Consider the following 17,253-nt stretch of genomic DNA (forward strand, 5'->3'; position numbering starts at 1 on the left):
TTCTTTCAGTGGTAGGGAGTTTTTTTAAACATCACAGGAGCTTTGTATGAGCGCGCCCAGCAAAAAAGAAATCCGCAAGGTGGTACTGGCCAGCCTGCTCGGGGCCACTATCGAATGGTACGACTTCTTCCTTTACGGCGTGGTTGCGGGCATTGTCTTCAACAAGCTGTATTTCCCCACGGAAGATCCGTTCATCGGCACCCTTCTGGCGTACAGCACCTTTGCCATCGGCTATCTGGCCCGCCCCTTCGGTGGATTCGTCTTCGGTCACTTCGGCGACAGACTGGGCCGCAAGAGCATGCTGGTGCTCACCATGCTCATCATGGGCCTTGCCACCATCGGCATCGGCCTTGTGCCCACCTATGCCCAGATAGGCATTGCCGCGCCCATCATCCTGCAGACCATGCGTCTGTGCCAGGGCCTCGGCCTCGGCGGCGAATGGGGCGGCGCCGTGCTCATGACCTATGAATACGCGAGCAAGAAGGAACGCGCCTTCTATGCCAGCATTCCTCAGATGGGCCTTGCCACGGGGCTGTGCCTTTCCTCCGGTGTGGTGGCGCTGCTTTCCTGGGGCCTCACCAACGAACAGTTCCTCGCCTGGGGCTGGCGCCTCGCCTTCCTCGTGAGCGTGTTCCTCGTGTGCATCGCTCTTTATATCCGTATGCACATCCTTGAAACGCCCGACTTCCAGAAGGCCCAGGAAAAGGCCCGTCAGGACAAGGCCAAGAAGGCCCTGCCCATCGTGAAGGTCTGCAAGGAACATCCCGGCAACATCGCTCTCGGCGTGGGCGCCCGCTGGATCGACGGCGTGTTCTTCAACGTGCTTGCCGTGTTCGTCATCACCTATCTCGTGCAGTATGTGAACGTGCCGCGCACCGAAGCTCTCACCATGGTCATGGTTTCCGCTCTGGTCATGTGCCCCTTCATTCTCATTGCCGGCCGCCTTGCCGACCGCTACGGCCGCGGCCGTGTGTACGGCATCGCCAGCCTGCTGTGCGGCATTTCCATCTTCCCCTCCTTCTGGCTCATGGGCGCGAGCGAGGGCAATCTGTTCATGATCGGCCTTGCCATCATCATTCCGCTCAGCGTATTCTATGCGGGTGTGTTCGGCCCCGAAGCGGCCCTTTTCTCCGACCTCTTCCCCGCCGACGTGCGTTATACCGGCATTTCCATCGTGTACCAGTTCCCCGGCTTCCTCGTGGCGGGCATAGTTCCCGGACTGTGCACCTACTTCATGAAGATAGCCGACGGCGATCCCATCTACGTCTGCCTGTACACCATGCTGGCCGCCGCCACCAGCGGCATTTCCGCCTTCATCGTGCAGCGCAAGCATGACGCCGCCGTGCGTCGCCTGGGCGACGACGTGGAACACATCTGACCCAGGAGCGGGAGGGATTCCCCCTCCCGCAAGGAATACTTATGCGCATACTTCAGATTTCCGATTTTCATCTTCGTGGCGACGGCAGGCTGTCCTTCCGTGTGGTGGATACCCCGAAGTGCCTGGAAACCGCGGCAAGGCATCTTCTGAACCTCGTGCAGAAGCCGGACATGATGGTCATTACCGGCGACCTTGCCGACAGCGGCGACGAGCATGCCTACCACATGCTCTACGAAGCCCTTTCTCCTCTGAATATTCCCACCTACGCCGTGCCCGGTAATCACGACAGGCGCGACAGAATGCGCTCCATTCTCAAGGGCTGGTGCCCGGAGAACGAGGAAACCGCGCCCTGGCTCTGCTATGCCGTGGAAGAGGACGAAGTGCGCTTTCTGATGATGGACTCCATGAGCCCCGGCTCCCATTCCGGACATGTGCCGGAACCGTGCGCCGCATGGCTGGAAAAGGAACTTGCCCGTCGTCCCGGCGTGCCCACCCTCGTGTTCATGCATCACCCGCCCTTCATCACGGGCATGGGCGCCATGGATGAGCCTTATGAGAATGTGGACCGCCTGCGCGGCATTCTGGAAAAGACCCCGTGGGTGCGGCTCTGCTGCGGGCACATGCACAGGCCCATCTTCACCCAGTGGGCTGGCGTGACGGCCGTTACCGCTCCCGCCGCCTCCATGCAGATCGACCTCGACTTCTCCCCCGAAGGCGGCGACACCTTCGTGATGGAGGCCCCCGGCTATCTGCTCCACGACTGGCGTGACGGCGCATGGAATACCCATGTCTGCCAGATTTACGGCACGCCCACCTATGCCGGGCCCTATCGTTTCCTCGACTCCGTGAATCCCACGGAGGAATAACGGAAGCACGTTGCGAAAGCGAGCTTCCCGGGCCGGCGGAAACTGCCGTTTTCCGCCCGGTCCGTCCTGCAAAGTCACGGAGCCGCCGACTTCGTGAGGGGTCCCCCTGCCCCGCATCCTCCTCGGAAAAGGCCGCCGCATCCTTCGATGCGACGGCCTTTTTCATGCCGTCTGTCCGGCAGAACATGCGTTTTCACGGAAGGCAGGCCCCTGCGGAGCGCTTTTTCACATTCCGGCAGCTCTGCCGTTTCTGCGGAAAAGGCGCGGAATTTCCGGCCGCGCCGGGCCTTCGGAGCTTCTGCGCTTCAGCGGCAGAGCTTGTCCTTCTTGGCCGTTTCCCACGGATTGCAGTATCCGAGGGAGCAGGCCTTTTCCAGGTCCGCGCAGGCGTCTTTGTTCCGGTTTTCCATGAAGGCTCCGGCGGCGCGGTACACATAGATGAGCGGTTCATCGGGGTTGATGCTTTCGGCATAGGAAAAATCGCGCTGCGCCCCGTTGGCATGGCGCTGCTTCAGGCAGATGAAGCCCCGCGTGGCGTATGCCTCCGCCGTGGGAGAAAGGCGTATGGCCCTGGTGGCGTCGTCGAAGGCCTCGTTCATGTAGCCGAGATCGCTCAGGGAACGGCTCCGCAGAAGATAGGGAGCGGGGTCCAGCGGGTCGGCCGCAATGGCCCGGTCCAGAAGGGCCGTCGCCGCTTCGGGATTGGTGCATTCCCCGGAGTCGGTCCAGTATTCCAGCGCCTCGGCGATGAGCCTCTGGGCCTCGGGGGAGACGCTGTGCACGGGAGCGGGTTCTTTGTTCTTCTTTACCGGCGCCGCGCTTTTTTCTGCCGTGCCGCTGTCGCCGGAAAAGGGCAGATGGAGGAAGCTGCAGCCGGAAAGCAGAAGCAGAAGAGGGAGGCAGAGCAGTCCTTTCATTGTTTCTCCTGTGACGATGGGTGGAAAGGCGCCGTGGAGCGGCGTTCCAGAAGGTGGTGTGCGTAGGCGACGCGGGTGATGTCGCTCACGGCGTTGCCGCCCCGGATGCGTTCGTAGAGAATATCCACGGCGTTGCGGGCCCAGGCGTCCGTCTGATGTTCCACGGTGGTGAGCCCCACATGGGAAATGCGGGAAGAGGAAAGGTTGTTGAAGCCGCACACGCTGTAGTCGTCGGGCACGCGCAGGCCGCTGTCGGCAATGGCGTCCAGCACGCCGTAGGCGATGAAGTCGTTGACGGCCACGAAAGCCGAGACGCGGCTTTTCTTCTTCAGGCAGAGCATGGTGAGTTCGTAGCCGATGCGCTGTTCCAGATCCGTGTTGCCGAGTTCCTCGCGGGGCGTGTAGTCGCGGGTGAACAGCTGCACGGAACAACCGGGCTGTTCCGCGTAGGTGTCGCGCACGCCGCGGAGCCTGTGCAGGCGTATGGAGTTGGCGGCGTTGGTCATGGCGGAAATGAAGGCGATATGCCTGTGGCCGAGTTCCAGCATGTGCCGCCCGATGAGCACGCCCGCGCTGTAGTTGTCGAGCTCCACGGTATCGACCTTGGGGCTGGAAGTGCCGTCGCCCATGAGCACGATGGGAATTTTGCCGTTCACCTTTTCCACTTTTCGTATGCTCATGGGGGTAAGCGTGAAGATCATGCCCGCAGCGCCCAGCGCGAGGGCCATGTCGAGCACTTCCTCTTCCTTGCGCTTTTCCCGGTAGGTGGTGAAGATGAGCGTGGAAAAGTCGCGTTCTTCCGCAGCCTGCTGTATGGCCTGCACAAGACCGGAATAATAGGCGTTGGCGATGTTGGGCGTGACGATGAACACGACGTTGCGGCCCGGAAGCTGTCCCTTGCCCAGCCTTGCCGGAGCGCGGTAACCGAGACTTTCCGCGGCGCTGCGTACCCTGCGCACCGTTTCCGGGGAAAAGGAAACGTCGGCCCGGGCGTTGAGAATCATGGAAACAGAACTCAGCGACACTCCCGCAGCATGGCTTATGTCTTCAAGCGTCACTTTTTTTCTGGTATGCACGGCTTTTCTCCAGAAAGGCAGGCTAGCGGGAAGGCGCGCTTTCGTCAAATGCCGTTCCTGCGCCGTGCCGTCAGGGAGCTTTTGCGCAATATGCCGGAATATCTGCGTTCTTTGCGGCCCGGCGTTTTGGGGGCCTTGAGCGTTCTGCCAGGGGGCGGAGGCGCCTTTTCGCCGTGCGGCGATGCGGGCTTTATGCTCCGCCGAAGATCCGGAAAGAGGGGAAACCCGGAAAGAAAGAACATCCGAGGGTTCCCGGACGCCTCCGGGAACCCGCACGGAACAGAATGGTTCAAGGTTGAAGGGAAGATCGCCGGAGGGCGGGGCGTTTCGTCCTGCCCGGAAGGCGTATTACTTGTTCATGGCCTCCGCCACGGCAACGGCCACGGCAACGGTGGCGCCCACCATGGGGTTGTTGCCCATGCCCAGGAAGCCCATCATTTCCACATGGGCGGGAACGGAGCTGGAGCCCGCGAACTGTGCGTCGGAATGCATACGGCCCATGGTGTCCGTCATGCCGTAGGAGGCGGGACCGGCAGCCATGTTGTCGGGATGAAGCGTACGGCCGGTGCCGCCGCCGGAAGCCACGGAGAAGTACTTCTTCCCCTGTTCCACGCATTCCTTCTTGTAGGTGCCCGCCACGGGATGCTGGAAGCGGGTGGGGTTCGTGGAGTTGCCGGTAATGGACACGTCCACCTTTTCGTGATGCATGATGGCCACGCCTTCACGCACGTCGTCGGCCCCGTAGCAGCGCACGGAAGCGCGTTCGTTCTTGGAGTAGGGCACTTCCCTCACTATGGAGAGCTTGCCCGTGGCATAGTCGAACTGCGTCTGCACATAGGTGAAGCCGTTGATGCGGGAAATGATCTGGGCGGCGTCCTTGCCGAGGCCGTTGAGGATGACGCGCAGGGGCTTTTTCCGCGACTTGTTGGCGTTCTTCACGATGCCGATGGCGCCTTCAGCAGCGGCGAAGGATTCATGCCCGGCGAGGAAGGCGAAGCATTCCGTCTCATCGCGCAGCAGCATGGCCGCGAGGTTGCCGTGACCGAGGCCGACCTTTCTGTCTTCCGCCACGGAACCGGGGATGCAGAAGGACTGGAGGCCGATGCCGATGGCTTCGGCGGCTTCGGGAGCCGTGGTGCAGCCCTTCTTGATGGCGATGGCCGCGCCGGTGATGTAGGCCCAGCAGGCGTTTTCAAACGCGATGGGCTGGATTTCCTTGACGATGCGGTAAGGATCGACGCCCTTGGCGGCGCAGATGTCCCGGGCTTCTTCCAGAGAAGCGATGCCGTTTTCTTTGAGAACCGCGTTGATGCGATCGATACGGCGTTCGTAACTTTCAAACAGTGCCATGACTTCTCCCCCTTTATTCCTTTCTCGGATCGATATACTTCACGGCGTCTGCGAACTGCCCGTAGCGGCCCTTTGCCTTTTCCAGCGCGGCGGCGGGATCTTCACCCTTCTTGAGCGCGTCGGTGAACTTGCCGAGGTTGAGGAATTCATAGCCGATGATTTCGTTGTCGGCGTTCAGCGCAAGCTGCGTGACGTAGCCTTCGGCCATTTCCAGATAGCGGGCGCCCTTGAGTTTGGTGCCGAACATGGTGCCTATCTGGCTGCGCAGGCCCTTGCCGAGGTCTTCAAGGCTGGCGCCGATGGGCAGGCCGCCTTCGGAGAACGCCGTCTGGCTGCGGCCGTAGACGATCTGCAGGAAAAGTTCGCGCATGGCCACGTTGATGGCGTCGCAGACGAGGTCGGTGTTCAGCGCTTCCAGGATGGTCTTGCCCGGAAGAATTTCGGAGGCCATGGCCGCCGAGTGGGTCATGCCGGAGCAGCCCAGGGTTTCCACGAGGGCTTCTTCGATGATGCCGTTTTTAACGTTGAGGGTAAGTTTGCACGCACCCTGCTGCGGCGCGCACCAGCCAATGCCGTGGGTCAGGCCGGAAATATCGCTGATCTGCTTCGCCTGCACCCATTTGCCTTCCTCCGGGATCGGGGCGGGTCCGTGATACGCCCCTTTCGCCACCGGACACATGTGTTCGACTTCCGAGGAATAAATCATGATCGACTCCTGTTTTTGCATGCCGTTGCACGCCCATAAAGAAAGGAGCTGACAATTCCTGCCTTCATGGATAAGCAGAAGTCATCAGCTCGACGAGCGGTTCAGGCATGACGCCTTGGGAGAACTTCATTCCCGGAGGCATCGTCGCATAAAGGACGATTGTGCGCAACACCCCGGAAAAGACCTGCGGGCGGCGCACAACAGGATGCACCGCCCGCAGGGTATCTCCATAATCTATAATAAAATCAGTCTGCTAGAGCGTTCTTTCCAGCTTGTAGCTCGGCTGGCGGCCGTAACCTTCGAAAGAAAGGGTGTAGGTTTTGCCTTTTTTTCGGATGTCGAGAACGCAGAACTGATTGTCATTGTGCAGGCCGCGGCCCTTTTCAAGGCTGGTGGCATCCCAGGTGCGGGTGTCGTTGACGCCCACGTTGCCGTTGAGCACCACATAGTGGATGCCCTTGATGTTGGAATAGCCGCCCTGATGGTCGTGCCCGGAAATGACGGCGAGCACCTTGCCGCTTTCTTCCAGCAGTCTGCGCACGGCCGAGGCGTTCTTGATGTTGTGGTCCTGTTCATCCACGCGGTCCAGCGTCTGATGGCTGAACACCAGCACGGGCTTGCCGGTGTTTTTCAGGTCGTTTTTCAGCCATTCCATTTCCTGGGGCGGAATGATGGTGTCCACCCACGTCCAGAACGTGTCTTCGGGGGTGTTCATGTCGTAGGGGCGGAAGTCTTTGGGCGTGTAGTCGGCATCGAGCACGATGCAGTGCACGTCGCCGGCGTCAAAGGAGTAATAGGTTCTGCCCTTTTCAATGCCGGTGTTGGTGACGCCGGAAAGGAAGGCCTCGCGCTTGAGATTGTCGAAGTCGTGGTTGCCCAGCACATGATAGACGGGGCCGGAAAACGAGGTGAACAGCGCTTCGATCTCGCGCAGATTGGCGGCGGGGTCGGTGCCCTGGGCCAGAGTGTCCACAAAGTCGCCGAGTTCAATGAGGAAGGCGGGCTTTTCCCGCTTCATGGCTTCCATGAAGACTTTCATCTTGTCCATGGAGGCGGAATAGATGCGGGTGCTGCTGTCGGCCTTGCTGGTCTTGTGCATGTCGGTGATGATGCCGGCCCTGAGCAGGCTTTTCTTTTCTGCCGCTTCGGCGGAAAGGGGGCGGGCAAGGGTTCCGGCGGCCGCGCAGACGGTGGCGGCCACGCCCATTTTCAGGATGTCGCGGCGGGCGATGTTCTTTTCCATGACGATCTCCATATCCTGCCTTTCTGCTCGACGGCAGGCCGTTGTTGATGAAGGGAAGGCGGCCTTCGGGCGGGGCTGCGTCCGTGCATGTGCTGCCGGTCGTTTTCCGGCTTATGCGGCATGCGGTGCGCGGCGGTGGTAGACTACTTCTGTGGATCCGCCCTGAAGGTGTATTCCCTGAAGGGGTATTGCCTCTGCGCGTCATTGAGCACCTGAGGCATGAAGCCTTGATGTCGGCAATATGGAGATATGGTAACGATGCCGTTTTTTCTTTCAGGGGAAAAAATCCCTTTCTGCGCGCCGCGTTTTTCCCGCACGCTCTCTTTGCGGGGAAAAGGAGCGTTGCGCGTCGGGAGCCGGGCCGGCCTTATGGGGAAAAGGCGCCGGCAGAGCGGCATGGGCAGAAGCGCCGGGGCGGGGAAGGGCGCGGGGCTTCTGGCGCGGTGGAGGAGCGGAGAAACGGGGCGTTCAGCGGGCCCATGCCCCCGCCGGCAGGGATCGGCGGGAGGCATGGGAAGGGTCGCCGATGAACGGCCCCCTGAGGGAGGCGGGCGTCATCGCAGCCCGTACTGATATTTTACCTGAAGGGAAACATGGATGGGGGCGGGGCCCAGAATTTCCGGCCTGCGCACGACGCCGCTTGCAGCACGCACGGCCCGCAGGGCCGAGGCGTCCAGCGCCTCTCTGCCCGAGGAATGGACGATGCGTATTTCGCTGAAGGTGCCGTCGGGCGCAATGGTGAAGGCGCACAGCGCCACGCCGATGAGCGAGGTGTCGCCGGAATCGAGCCTGCGGGCATGGATGGCGTCGTCCACTTCGTCGAGGTAGCGCAGGTAGGCGCGGCGTTTCCGGTTCAGCTCCTCCGCCTCCTCCCTGTCTTCGGGGGAAGAGGACTGCAGGCCCGTGCCCGGCCTGGTGCCTCCCCGCGTGAGGGTGGATTCTTCGTCCATTTCCAGCACGGCACGGAAGGCGGGCGCCTCTTCCGCGGGTGAGACGTGAAGGAGCGCCAGTGAGAAGTGAAGAAAGAGCGACAGCGCGATGCCTGTCCAGAGTCGTTCGCCGTCCGTCATGCGGGTTCACCTTTCTTCCGGGCGTGAGGTGGCGACCATGAGCTTTTCGCCGCCGAGCATGCGTACCTCGTCCACAACAAAAATGAGCGCTTCCACAGGGGCCTTCGGGCTGGCCTTGAGCACGAGCTGGCCCGGTTCCTTTTTGAAATTGCGCACGATGTCCTGCAGCTTGTAGCGCAGAAAGGCGCGTTCCACGGGTACGCCGTCGCAGAGGAAGCTTCCGTCCTCCTCAAGGCGCACCTCCACCACGCGGCCGGAAAGCGCCTCGCTGGAATGCGCGGCGGGCAGGTCGATGTCCAGCCCGCGCACGGCAAAGGCCGAGGCCACGATAAAGAAGATGAGCAGGATGAAGATGACGTCCATGACGGGCGTGAGATCAAGATCCACGCCGTGCTTTCTGCGGGGGCGCAGGGAAATCATGGTTCATCCTCCTCCTCTGTGACCAGCACGGCATTGGCCGCTTCCGACAGGGCGGAGGCCACTTCATCCACCCTTGTCTGAAAGTGATGGAGGAAGAACAGCGCCGGGATGGCGATGAACAGCCCCGCCGCGGTGGTGATGAGCGCCTGCCAGATGCCCCCGGCGAGCTGATTCATGTTGATGCCCGCCTGGGCGTCGGCGATTTCGGAAAAGGTGGAGATCATGCCGAGCACCGTGCCGAGAAGCCCCATGAGCGGCGCGAGTTTCGCAAGGATGGAGAGCATGGGAAGCCGCGCCTCCAGCCTTTTCACCACGGCGTCGCCTTCAATGCGCAGGGCGGCCTCCCTGCCCGGGCCTTCGGCGGTGAGAAGCCCGGCGAAGCGGTGCAGCATGTGCACCTTGCCCACGGCTTCCAGGAGAGGCTCCACATCGCCCTGCACGGCGTCTTCAAGAAGCGTGGTGAAGCCTCTTGCCGGAAAACGGCAGGTGGAGAACAGCAGCAGCCGTTCCACCACAATGGCCGTCGCCATGATGGAAATGAGGGCCAGCGGCCACATCATCCAGCCGCCCATCAGAAATATGTTCATGAGCCTCTCCGCGCGGGTTGACGGTGGGCCATGCCTTCCGAGGCATGGACATGGAAATCAGGGCCTTATCCCTTCAGGTCCGTGCCGATGAGTACGAGGTCGATGGGTTTCTCCTCCGGCGCGGGCGTGATGTCGAGCCGCCCTGCGGCATACTGTATCACACAGGGGCCTTCCCCTTCCATGGCAATGATGCCCTTGGCCCGGCACAGCCCCGGCCCTGCTTTGCTGAGAATTTCTTTGAGTTCCGGCAGGGAAAGGGGATGGTCGAAGCTTACGGCTCTGGCCTCATAGCCCTCGTCGGCATGGGTTGCGGCATGTTCTCCCATGCGCATGAGCCGGGGGCTGTGGGAGGGCAGGCGCGTTTCGCCGTGGGCGTCTATCCACGCATCCAGCTCCCCGAAGGGAATGTTGCCGAAGCGCGCGTGCAGGATGAGGGCCCTGGTGTTGAGACTGTGCAGATGATCGGTGAGCGCCTCCAGCGCCGCGGCCTCCACGGCGTCGCACTTGTTCAGGATAATGACGTCGGCTTTCTGCAGCTGGGCAAGGCGTATGCCCGTATCCTCCCTGCCGGGATCCTGGCCCGGGCGGCAGAGATCCAGCGCATCGGCCACGGTGATGACGAGTCCGGGGGTGACGAGATCGCGCAGGTTGCCGAGTTCCTCCATGATGTTGGCCGGGTTGGCCAGACCCGTGGTTTCCAGCACGAACTGTTCGGCGGGCATGGCGGAAATGATGCGTTCCAGTCCCGGACGCAGACTGTCCGCCAGAGAACAGCAGACGCAGCCTTCATCGAGGGCCTCCACAAGGGTGTCGCCCTTCATGAGGGTGGCGTCGAGTTCCACCTTGCCGAATTCGTTCTGAATCACGCCGGTGTAGCGTTCCCTGCCGTGGAGAAAGTCCAGCCAGCGGCGCAGAAAGGTGGTCTTGCCCGCGCCGAGAAAGCCCGTGAGGACATGGAGCACGGGGCGGAGCCTCTGTTCCAGCTCTTCCGGCCGGTGCCGTGCGGGCAGAGCGCGCAGGGCCCGGATTTCTCCCTCCACGGCGGGGCAGGGGCCGAAGCAGGCCGCAAGACAAAGCAGCGTTTCCTTTTCGGTTTCGCTCTCCGCCATGCTTGCATCGGCATGGAAGAGGCGGCGGGGCATGTCGCTTCTGCCGAGAAGAATCCGGGGCTTTTCCCCGAGCTGCTCCTCCGCCGTGGCGGCAAGGACGGAAAAAAGGCGCAGGAAGAGACTGAAGGCGGGCACGTCGCATTCCGCCTCGCCCGGAGCCACCAGCCAGCCCTGATCCACGGCTATGCCGTCGGCGCAGATGACGCGATGCCTTGCCGGAGCCTCCAGAGTGAGGGAGAGGGCGTTGCCGGCAAAGGAAACGTCCATGCCGAGTGCTCCGAGAAGGAAGGGCTGGAGATGAGCTTCTCCGCCGGAAAATTCGCGGACGGCGTGTTCATATTCCGGGGAAAGGGCGACGCGCATGGCGTCCAGAGGAAAGACATCGAGCAGGGGAGACTGCGCCGGGGGAAAGATGAAGAGGCTGAAGCGGCCGCGCAGGAACGGGCCGTATCCGGGGATCTGTTCGCGGCGTTCTCCGTCGAAACGGATGCCGAACACATGGTCGGAACCTGCGACGCGGCAGGTCCACGCAGGGTGGCTGGAGGCGCAGGGACGCACCCCCCGCCAGCCGAGCGCCCTTGCACGGGTGCGCTCGAAATGTGCGGCCATGATGAGGGAGGTGAAGATGCTGGCGCAGTCGGAATCGCTGTCGCCGAGAGCGCGCGGAAGAATTTTTTCCAGTTTCATGGCCGCTCCGTGAACCGGGGCGCGCGTTGCGCGCCCCGGAAGGATGGTCTTTTACCCGGGGAAGGTGATGATGTCGCCGTTACCCAGATAGTTGGTGGTCTTGGAGCGGAAGCGGGCCGTGCCCTTCACCACGGGGTAGCCCACGTCCACGAACTTCTGCGCGGTGATGAGGCCCGTGCAGTGGTTGCAGCCCACACGTTCCAGATTCCACTTCTTCAGGCCGATGACGAGGTCGTCGTACTTGGGATCCCAGTCGTCGAAGGGCGAGATGTGCAGGCCGCCGTAGAGGCCGTAGAACTTGTCCTTTTCGTACTGCAGTTCCTTGTAGGCCGTGTCGGCAAAGAGGATGATGCCCTGATGGCAGCAGCCCGTGATGCTCACAAGGCCCACGTCCTTCACGTTGCAGTACAGGGACATTTCGCCGAACACGCGGAAGATGATGGGGCATTCAAACTGATACAGCGCCACGCCCGGCTGAAGGGGATAGAGGCCCTTCTTCACTTCCGTCCATTTGCCCACATGCCCGGCCGCCTTGATGTAGTCCTTGCCTTCGGGATAGAAGGTGTTCGGGGTGTAGATGTGGATGTTGGGGGCGTACTTGGCCACCACGGGGAAGGCCCAGTAATGGTCCATGTGTTCGTGGGTCTGGATGAAGCCCGCGATTTCGCCGTTGGCGAGCATGTTGTCGATGCCCTCGCGCTTGAAGCTTTCCTCCATCCAGTCGTAGTTCCAGCCGCAGTCGAACAGGTACTTGGTCTTGGTGCCGTCCATGGCCTCGATTTCCACGAGGCAGGAGAAGCCGCCCGCGTTGTCGGCGTCCACGGAATTTTCCTTGGCAATGGCCCAGGCTTCGTGCAGATCGCCCTTCTGGATATAGGGCTTGATCTTCGCGAGGCCGTCCTGATAGGTGCCCTTGCCGATGCCCTTGCCGTTGCCGAAGGGCGCCCAGTTGTAGGTGTACTGGTCCACGAGCAGGCCGCCCGCGCCGGTGACGTTCGTCATGAACACGCCGTTGTCGAACCAGCTGGTTTCCGAGATGTTCGTTACCTTGACGGACTTGCAGACGCCGAAGTCGGTCATCTGGCGGTGCACTTCAGGCAGGAAGGCCTTGCGCATGGGCGTATAGGAATAAAGCCCCATGGCGCCGATGGCGCCGGCGCCGATGCCGAGGGATGCACCTTTCAGAAATTCACGTCTGTTCATAAGGACTCCTACTTCACCAGAGTGAAGGTTGCGCTACAGATGGGCAGCAGCCAAACGATGAGGAAGTACAGTGCCACGCCGCCGGCGATGCCGGTCACGAGGCCGCCCTTCATGGCGGGGTTCCAGGCGTGGTCGATTTCGATATGGCGCTTTTCCGCGGCGAGCTCTTCGGCGGTCTTGAATTCACGCCGCCAGCCCGGCCAGCCGTCCATGAACCACCAGTTGATGAGCCAGATGTCGATGAGCCAGATGGTGGGAATCATGGGGAACTGCTGCGGATGGGAGAAGCCCTTCTGGGTGCCGAGAATGAAGTGGGCGTACTGATAGTACAGGCAGTAGAGGATGATGCCGCCGACGATGACGAGACCGGTGCGGATGAGAATGTTCACGGGAGTGCTGAACTTCGTGGGCCAGTTTTCGCAGTAGAACTGCACGAACAGCGCGGGCACGAGGAAGAAGATGGCGGTTTCGCCCACATGCAGCCAGCGCCAGTCGGGAGCCGCGTCACGACGATGACCGCGGATGGCGTCGCCCCACACGAGTTCCTGCATGTACCAGAAGAACAGGCACAGCGCCCAGGCGATGACGATGATGCCCACGAACAGGGCGATGCGGCGCGGCCAGTCGCGCTTGATCATGGTGAAGGGATAGCGTTCCCAGATGCCTTCCACGAACCACACCACCACGGTGCAGCACATGATCCACGCCACATGGAAGTTGGCCGACACGGTTTCGGCGAACTGTTCCCAGTAGGGCGGGCAGATGGCGGTGAAGTACTGCCAGGGGTAGTACAGGATGCCCATGTGGTTGTGCATGGTCATGAAGTAGATGACGAGGCTCAGACAGAAGGTGCCGAGCCAGATGCTGAAGCCGCGCACGGGCTGCGAGGCGTTGGCCCAGGGCTGACCTTCGAGGGCGACCACCCAGGCGGGGCTGATCCAGGAGGCGATGACGGCGAACATCATGCAGGCCTGCGCCGCGTATTCGGTGGAATAGAATTCGGTGAGGCCGAGCTTCTGCAGCTGATCGGGATTGAAGTAGGCGAAGGCGAAGTTGCCGAGCACGCCTTCAAAGAAACCGTGAATGAAGAAGATCATGGTGCCCACGGAAATGAGGGCCAGCACAAGCCCCTTCTGCAGAGGATGGGCATTGCGGATCCAGTCTTTCTTGAAGGGCCAGAAGTCGAAGGTGTAGGCCATCCAGATGAGGATGATGAGCCACCAGCGACAGTAGTTGTACCCTACATAGGGAGTGTAGAAGCGCATGATGCCGCGCGGGTCCTGGAAAACCCACCACGTCACCGCGAAGATGAGCAGCGTGAACGCCAGATTCATGAGCGCGGGGATGGGGCCTCTCCATCTTTTAACGAGCTTGCGCTCTTCAAGATAAGGAAGCTGTTCCTGAGACATACGGTTCCTCCTTTGTTCAGTCGAGGGGCGTCCGCTCTTGCTCCTGAGCGGGGCCGGGAGTCTGTTGCCCTTGTGCCGTCCGGCTCGCGCTGCCGTACATGGCCTGTACGACGAGGGCGGCCATCTCGTTGCGCGTCATCGTTGCGGGATCACCTCCAAGGCGGGCAGCTTCCATGTCCAGCATGACGCCCGAAAATTCGGGGGGAAGCATGGACAGGTAGTCTGGTTCGGGCGCTTCGGGCGCAGGGCCCGTGCAGTCGCCGTTTCCGGTTACATGTCGGAATATGCCGTGCAGAAATTCCTTTCTGCTTATGGCTCTGCCTTCGCTCATTTCTTTTCCGCCAGCGTTTGCAGTGTGGAAAAATAGGCCTGCGTCGCGGCCGAGGCGTCGGTGGCGTCGGCATGGCGCATGGCGCCGAGTATTCTTGCCAGATGCGCGAAGAGCATTTCGTTCTGCTGCATCTCGCAGGCGTTGAAAAGGCGTACCAGGGATTTGCCGTCGGGCAGGCAGGAGGCAAGCGCCGCGCTTATGCTCGTGTTGTTGATGAAGCGGGCGGCTTCCATGAAAAACTGAATGTGCGCCTGCACGAAGGCCTTGATGTCGTCGTTGCGCAGAGCGGTTCCGGCTATGGGCAGCAGCCTTTCCAGACTGAGAATCTGCGAAGGCCTGATGACGAGGGAACAGGCATGGATGATGGGCGGCACGATGAGCTGGCTTGCATACAGCCTGTCCACCAGAACGCACTGGGCCGGATGCTCCGAAGGCAGGGCGCGCACGCGGGTGCCGCTGCCGTGGGTGGTTTCCAGAATGCCGCGCCCGGCAAGGGCGCTCAGGGCGGCCCGGAGCGTGGTTCTGTTCACATGCATCTCTTCGGCCAGCTGGCGTTCGGCAGGCAGGCGTTCAAACAGCTTCCAGCGGCCTTCCATAAGAGCCTGCTCAAGCTGCTGTTCAATGAGTTTCTGCTTGCTCATGGCGGAACCTCCGCACCCCTTTTGCCTCTTATCCATACTTCTTATTCTTGCGCTGTTATGTGAAAAGACTCAAGACTTTTAAAAAATCAGAAAAAAATATGATAATTGTTTGATTTTACATATAAAAAAATAATAAAATGGTTCATCCACACATTTTTTTCACTCTTGTATACCGGAATGAACGTCTCCTTTTCAGGGGAATTATCGGAAATTGGGGGAAATATGATTTTTTTGGTCCATCCAATTTACAAAAACTTCATTTTCCCGTAGGTTATGGAAAAGACGGCATTACAGCGCGGAGGCGGGCTATGGATTTCTCTCTTTGGGCGTCAGGCTTTCCCGGCTTGTTGTGGGAGATAGAGCATCGCCGTTCGCGCATCCGGCTGCTGAACGGCTGGACACTGCCTTCTCTCGGGGAGAATACCTCCCGGCTGCTCAAGGATGCGCAGTTCAGGCGGAAGGTGGTGATGAAGTCGGATCACACCCTTCTGGGGGAGTTCTGGGAGATGGTGACGAGCCGGCAGTCGGCCATGGTTTCGTTCCGGCTGAACGAGAATCCCCATCAGGCCTATCTTCTTCAGGGCTGGCCCGGGCCGGATGATCCGGAAAAATATTTCGGCATGCTGAAGGAATCGGTGCTGCCGGCCACCTTTGTGGCCAACGGCACGGCGGGGACCTGCCAGCTGGCCCTGGGGCACGCGCAGTATCCCGTGCTGGTGCTCAGCCTGGAGCAGAAGGAAATCGTCACCTGCAACGAGGCGGCGCAGGCCCTGTTCGACGGGGCGGCCCGGGGCGGGGGCGACTTCATGCTGGAGGACATAGCCCCCGGAGAGATGGGGGAAACCCTGCTGCGCTCCTGCCGTCACGCCCTGGAAGAGGAAATATGGGCGGGCACGCTCATGCTCCGCAGCGGTTCCGGCAGCATTCTCGGTTCCAAAGTACGCATTTCCCCCTGTTCCACGGGCACGGACATCGTGCGCATTGCGCTGCTCAACATTCCTGAAAAGCCCGCCTCCTGCTCCCTTGCCCCCTGTCCGGAACCGGAGGGGGCGTTGTTTTCCCTGAAGGAAGGGCTTCAGCGGCTCCTTGCCCGCTGTCCGGGCGTGGAGGGGCTCATGTTTTCCGATATTCAGTCCATCCGGGGCAGGGTGGAGGTGTACGGCGTGGGCAGGCTTTTCTCGTCTCTGTCGTGGGGCGCCTCCCATGCGTATGAAGGCACCATCGCGCAGGACATCGAACGCTTCAGCCTCGATTCCCTCACCGTGGAGGACACCCTCGACAGCATCAAGTCCATCGACTGGGCCATGTTCATTCCCTGCGGGGTGCGTTCCTACTTCGCCAAGCCTTTTTATTCCGCCGAAGGGCTGCATGCGGTGCTCATCTTCGCCTTTGCCGCGCCCACGCCCGGAGGTTTCGGCGAATCGGCCTTCAGGCCGCTGTACGAGCCCTTTGCGCGTCTTGTGGCGCGCTGGCGCGCCTCAAAAGTGTGAAAACACGGACCGGTGGCCGTGGCCCAGAGAAGGATACGAAAAAAAGCAAAATTTTTTCTTGACTATGGCGGAGGCTTCTGGCATGAATGACTCCGCAACGGGGATGTAGCTCAGTTGGGAGAGCGCTTGAATGGCATTCAAGAGGCCAAGAGTTCAATTCTCTTCATCTCCACCAGAAATTTCAAGGAGTTATGGCATAAAGCCATAACTCCTTTTTTTATATTCTTGTCGTGTTGTGCCAGTTTTGTGCCAGTTTTTATAAGAAAAAGAAGAAATTTTTTTTGTCGATTTTTAGGATATCGCGCTCTCCCAACTGAGCTACATCCCCGTTTCTTCATCCAGGAAAAGAAAAAATAAAAATTTCCCTCAAAAAAATTTGGGCTGTCAAAAAGTTTCAAAGGCAGTAATTATTTGGAAGGCCAGCTCGATGTTCTTTGGGATAACCTGACCGGCCATCCCAAAGGAACGGCACGAAAAGAGGGCACCTTCCCAGATGCCCTCTTTTCGTCAGCTGTCCTCGTCAGTGTCTTTTATAATTTTGATGGCAATCTGTAGAACTAATATTCCAATAGTCAGCCAAGTTGTTGTTTTTATTGTTGACACGAATTATCTCCTTTTTCGAGTAGGGGTTGTTGAAGAAGCCGGAATATAGCCGGAGTCAGTTCGCGGATGTCGGTAATGGTTTCAGCGCAAGGGATTATGCTGCCGATGATAGGCGCGTCAATGCCAATACCTAATACCTCCATTCCCAAATATTGCGCTACTATTAT

The 17,253-nt window shown here is 60.3% G+C and carries 16 protein-coding genes, 1 tRNA gene, 1 pseudogene and 1 riboswitch; of the genes and pseudogenes, 4 read left to right on the top strand and 14 right to left on the bottom strand.

All coding sequences use genetic code 11. The features are described 5' to 3' along the window. The first annotated feature begins 46 nt into the window (after positions 1-46). Together Q0K07_RS03590 and Q0K07_RS03595 are read left to right on the top strand one after the other, a co-directional pair. On the top strand, positions 47-1,378 hold the full coding sequence (locus tag Q0K07_RS03590; protein ID WP_294556531.1) for an MFS transporter: 1,332 nt from the start codon (positions 47-49) through the stop codon (positions 1,376-1,378). A gap of 41 nt (positions 1,379-1,419) precedes the next feature. Further along, on the top strand, positions 1,420-2,244 hold the full coding sequence (locus Q0K07_RS03595) for a phosphodiesterase (protein ID WP_294556534.1): 825 nt from the start codon (positions 1,420-1,422) through the stop codon (positions 2,242-2,244). Between the two features lie 305 nt (positions 2,245-2,549). On the opposite strand, the gene Q0K07_RS03600 is transcribed toward Q0K07_RS03595, so the two are convergent. From Q0K07_RS03600 to Q0K07_RS03660, 13 genes are all read right to left on the bottom strand, one after another. Further along, positions 2,550-3,161 (bottom strand): hypothetical protein, encoded by a 612-nt coding sequence (locus Q0K07_RS03600; RefSeq protein WP_294556537.1) that lies wholly within the window; start codon positions 3,159-3,161, stop codon positions 2,550-2,552. Continuing rightward, on the bottom strand, positions 3,158-4,237 hold the full coding sequence (locus Q0K07_RS03605; RefSeq protein WP_294556540.1) for a LacI family DNA-binding transcriptional regulator: 1,080 nt from the start codon (positions 4,235-4,237) through the stop codon (positions 3,158-3,160). The genes Q0K07_RS03600 and Q0K07_RS03605 overlap by 4 nt, the downstream gene beginning before the upstream one ends. A 348-nt stretch (positions 4,238-4,585) precedes the next feature. Beyond that, entirely contained in the window at positions 4,586-5,587 is a 1,002-nt protein-coding gene (locus tag Q0K07_RS03610) for a GGGtGRT protein (RefSeq protein ID WP_294556543.1), read from the bottom strand. A 13-nt stretch (positions 5,588-5,600) separates the two neighbouring features. Then, positions 5,601-6,293 (bottom strand): hypothetical protein, encoded by a 693-nt coding sequence (locus Q0K07_RS03615; RefSeq protein ID WP_294556546.1) that lies wholly within the window; start codon positions 6,291-6,293, stop codon positions 5,601-5,603. 68 nt (positions 6,294-6,361) lie between these two features. Beyond that, a riboswitch (Fluoride riboswitch) is annotated at positions 6,362-6,436 on the bottom strand. A 110-nt stretch (positions 6,437-6,546) separates the two neighbouring features. After that, complete coding sequence (locus Q0K07_RS03620) at positions 6,547-7,536, bottom strand: metallophosphoesterase (protein WP_294556549.1); 990 nt, start codon at positions 7,534-7,536, stop codon at positions 6,547-6,549. A gap of 554 nt (positions 7,537-8,090) precedes the next feature. Then, on the bottom strand, positions 8,091-8,606 hold the full coding sequence (locus Q0K07_RS03625) for a cell envelope integrity protein TolA (RefSeq protein WP_294556552.1): 516 nt from the start codon (positions 8,604-8,606) through the stop codon (positions 8,091-8,093). Positions 8,607-8,612: 6 nt separating this feature from the next. Beyond that, positions 8,613-9,026 carry a biopolymer transporter ExbD gene (locus tag Q0K07_RS03630; RefSeq protein ID WP_294556555.1) on the bottom strand — a complete coding sequence of 138 codons (414 nt, stop codon included), beginning with the start codon at positions 9,024-9,026 and terminating at the stop codon, positions 8,613-8,615. After that, the gene (locus Q0K07_RS03635; RefSeq protein WP_294556558.1) at positions 9,023-9,613 is read right to left on the bottom strand and encodes a MotA/TolQ/ExbB proton channel family protein; all 591 of its coding nucleotides are present in this window, start codon (positions 9,611-9,613) and stop codon (positions 9,023-9,025) included. Before Q0K07_RS03635 ends, Q0K07_RS03630 begins: the two co-directional genes overlap by 4 nt. Positions 9,614-9,678: 65 nt before the next feature. Continuing rightward, entirely contained in the window at positions 9,679-11,409 is a 1,731-nt protein-coding gene (locus tag Q0K07_RS03640; protein WP_294556560.1) for a GTP-binding protein, read from the bottom strand. A gap of 51 nt (positions 11,410-11,460) precedes the next feature. Further along, a complete protein-coding gene (locus Q0K07_RS03645; RefSeq protein WP_294556563.1) occupies positions 11,461-12,612 on the bottom strand; it encodes a twin-arginine translocation signal domain-containing protein in 1,152 nt (383 codons plus the stop codon). A gap of 8 nt (positions 12,613-12,620) precedes the next feature. Beyond that, positions 12,621-14,021 (bottom strand): hypothetical protein, encoded by a 1,401-nt coding sequence (locus Q0K07_RS03650; protein ID WP_294556566.1) that lies wholly within the window; start codon positions 14,019-14,021, stop codon positions 12,621-12,623. Positions 14,022-14,037: 16 nt separating this feature from the next. Beyond that, positions 14,038-14,352, bottom strand: coding sequence for a hypothetical protein (locus Q0K07_RS03655; RefSeq protein WP_294556569.1), 315 nt, complete (start codon positions 14,350-14,352; stop codon positions 14,038-14,040). Next, positions 14,349-14,993 (bottom strand): GntR family transcriptional regulator, encoded by a 645-nt coding sequence (locus tag Q0K07_RS03660; protein WP_294556572.1) that lies wholly within the window; start codon positions 14,991-14,993, stop codon positions 14,349-14,351. The genes Q0K07_RS03655 and Q0K07_RS03660 overlap by 4 nt, the downstream gene beginning before the upstream one ends. Positions 14,994-15,301: 308 nt before the next feature. Between Q0K07_RS03660 and Q0K07_RS03665 the strand changes: the two genes are divergently transcribed. Together Q0K07_RS03665 and Q0K07_RS03670 are read left to right on the top strand one after the other, a co-directional pair. After that, the gene (locus tag Q0K07_RS03665) at positions 15,302-16,483 is read left to right on the top strand and encodes a hypothetical protein (RefSeq protein WP_294556575.1); all 1,182 of its coding nucleotides are present in this window, start codon (positions 15,302-15,304) and stop codon (positions 16,481-16,483) included. A gap of 99 nt (positions 16,484-16,582) precedes the next feature. Beyond that, positions 16,583-16,658: transfer RNA gene (locus Q0K07_RS03670), tRNA-Ala, on the top strand. 415 nt (positions 16,659-17,073) lie between these two features. On the opposite strand, the pseudogene Q0K07_RS03675 reads toward Q0K07_RS03670, so the two are convergent. Then, positions 17,074-17,253, bottom strand: a pseudogene (locus tag Q0K07_RS03675) (hypothetical protein); the annotation flags it as partial.

Origin of the sequence: uncultured Mailhella sp. (assembly GCF_944324615.1) — a bacterium.
In the GTDB taxonomy this organism is placed as follows: domain Bacteria; phylum Desulfobacterota; class Desulfovibrionia; order Desulfovibrionales; family Desulfovibrionaceae; genus Mailhella.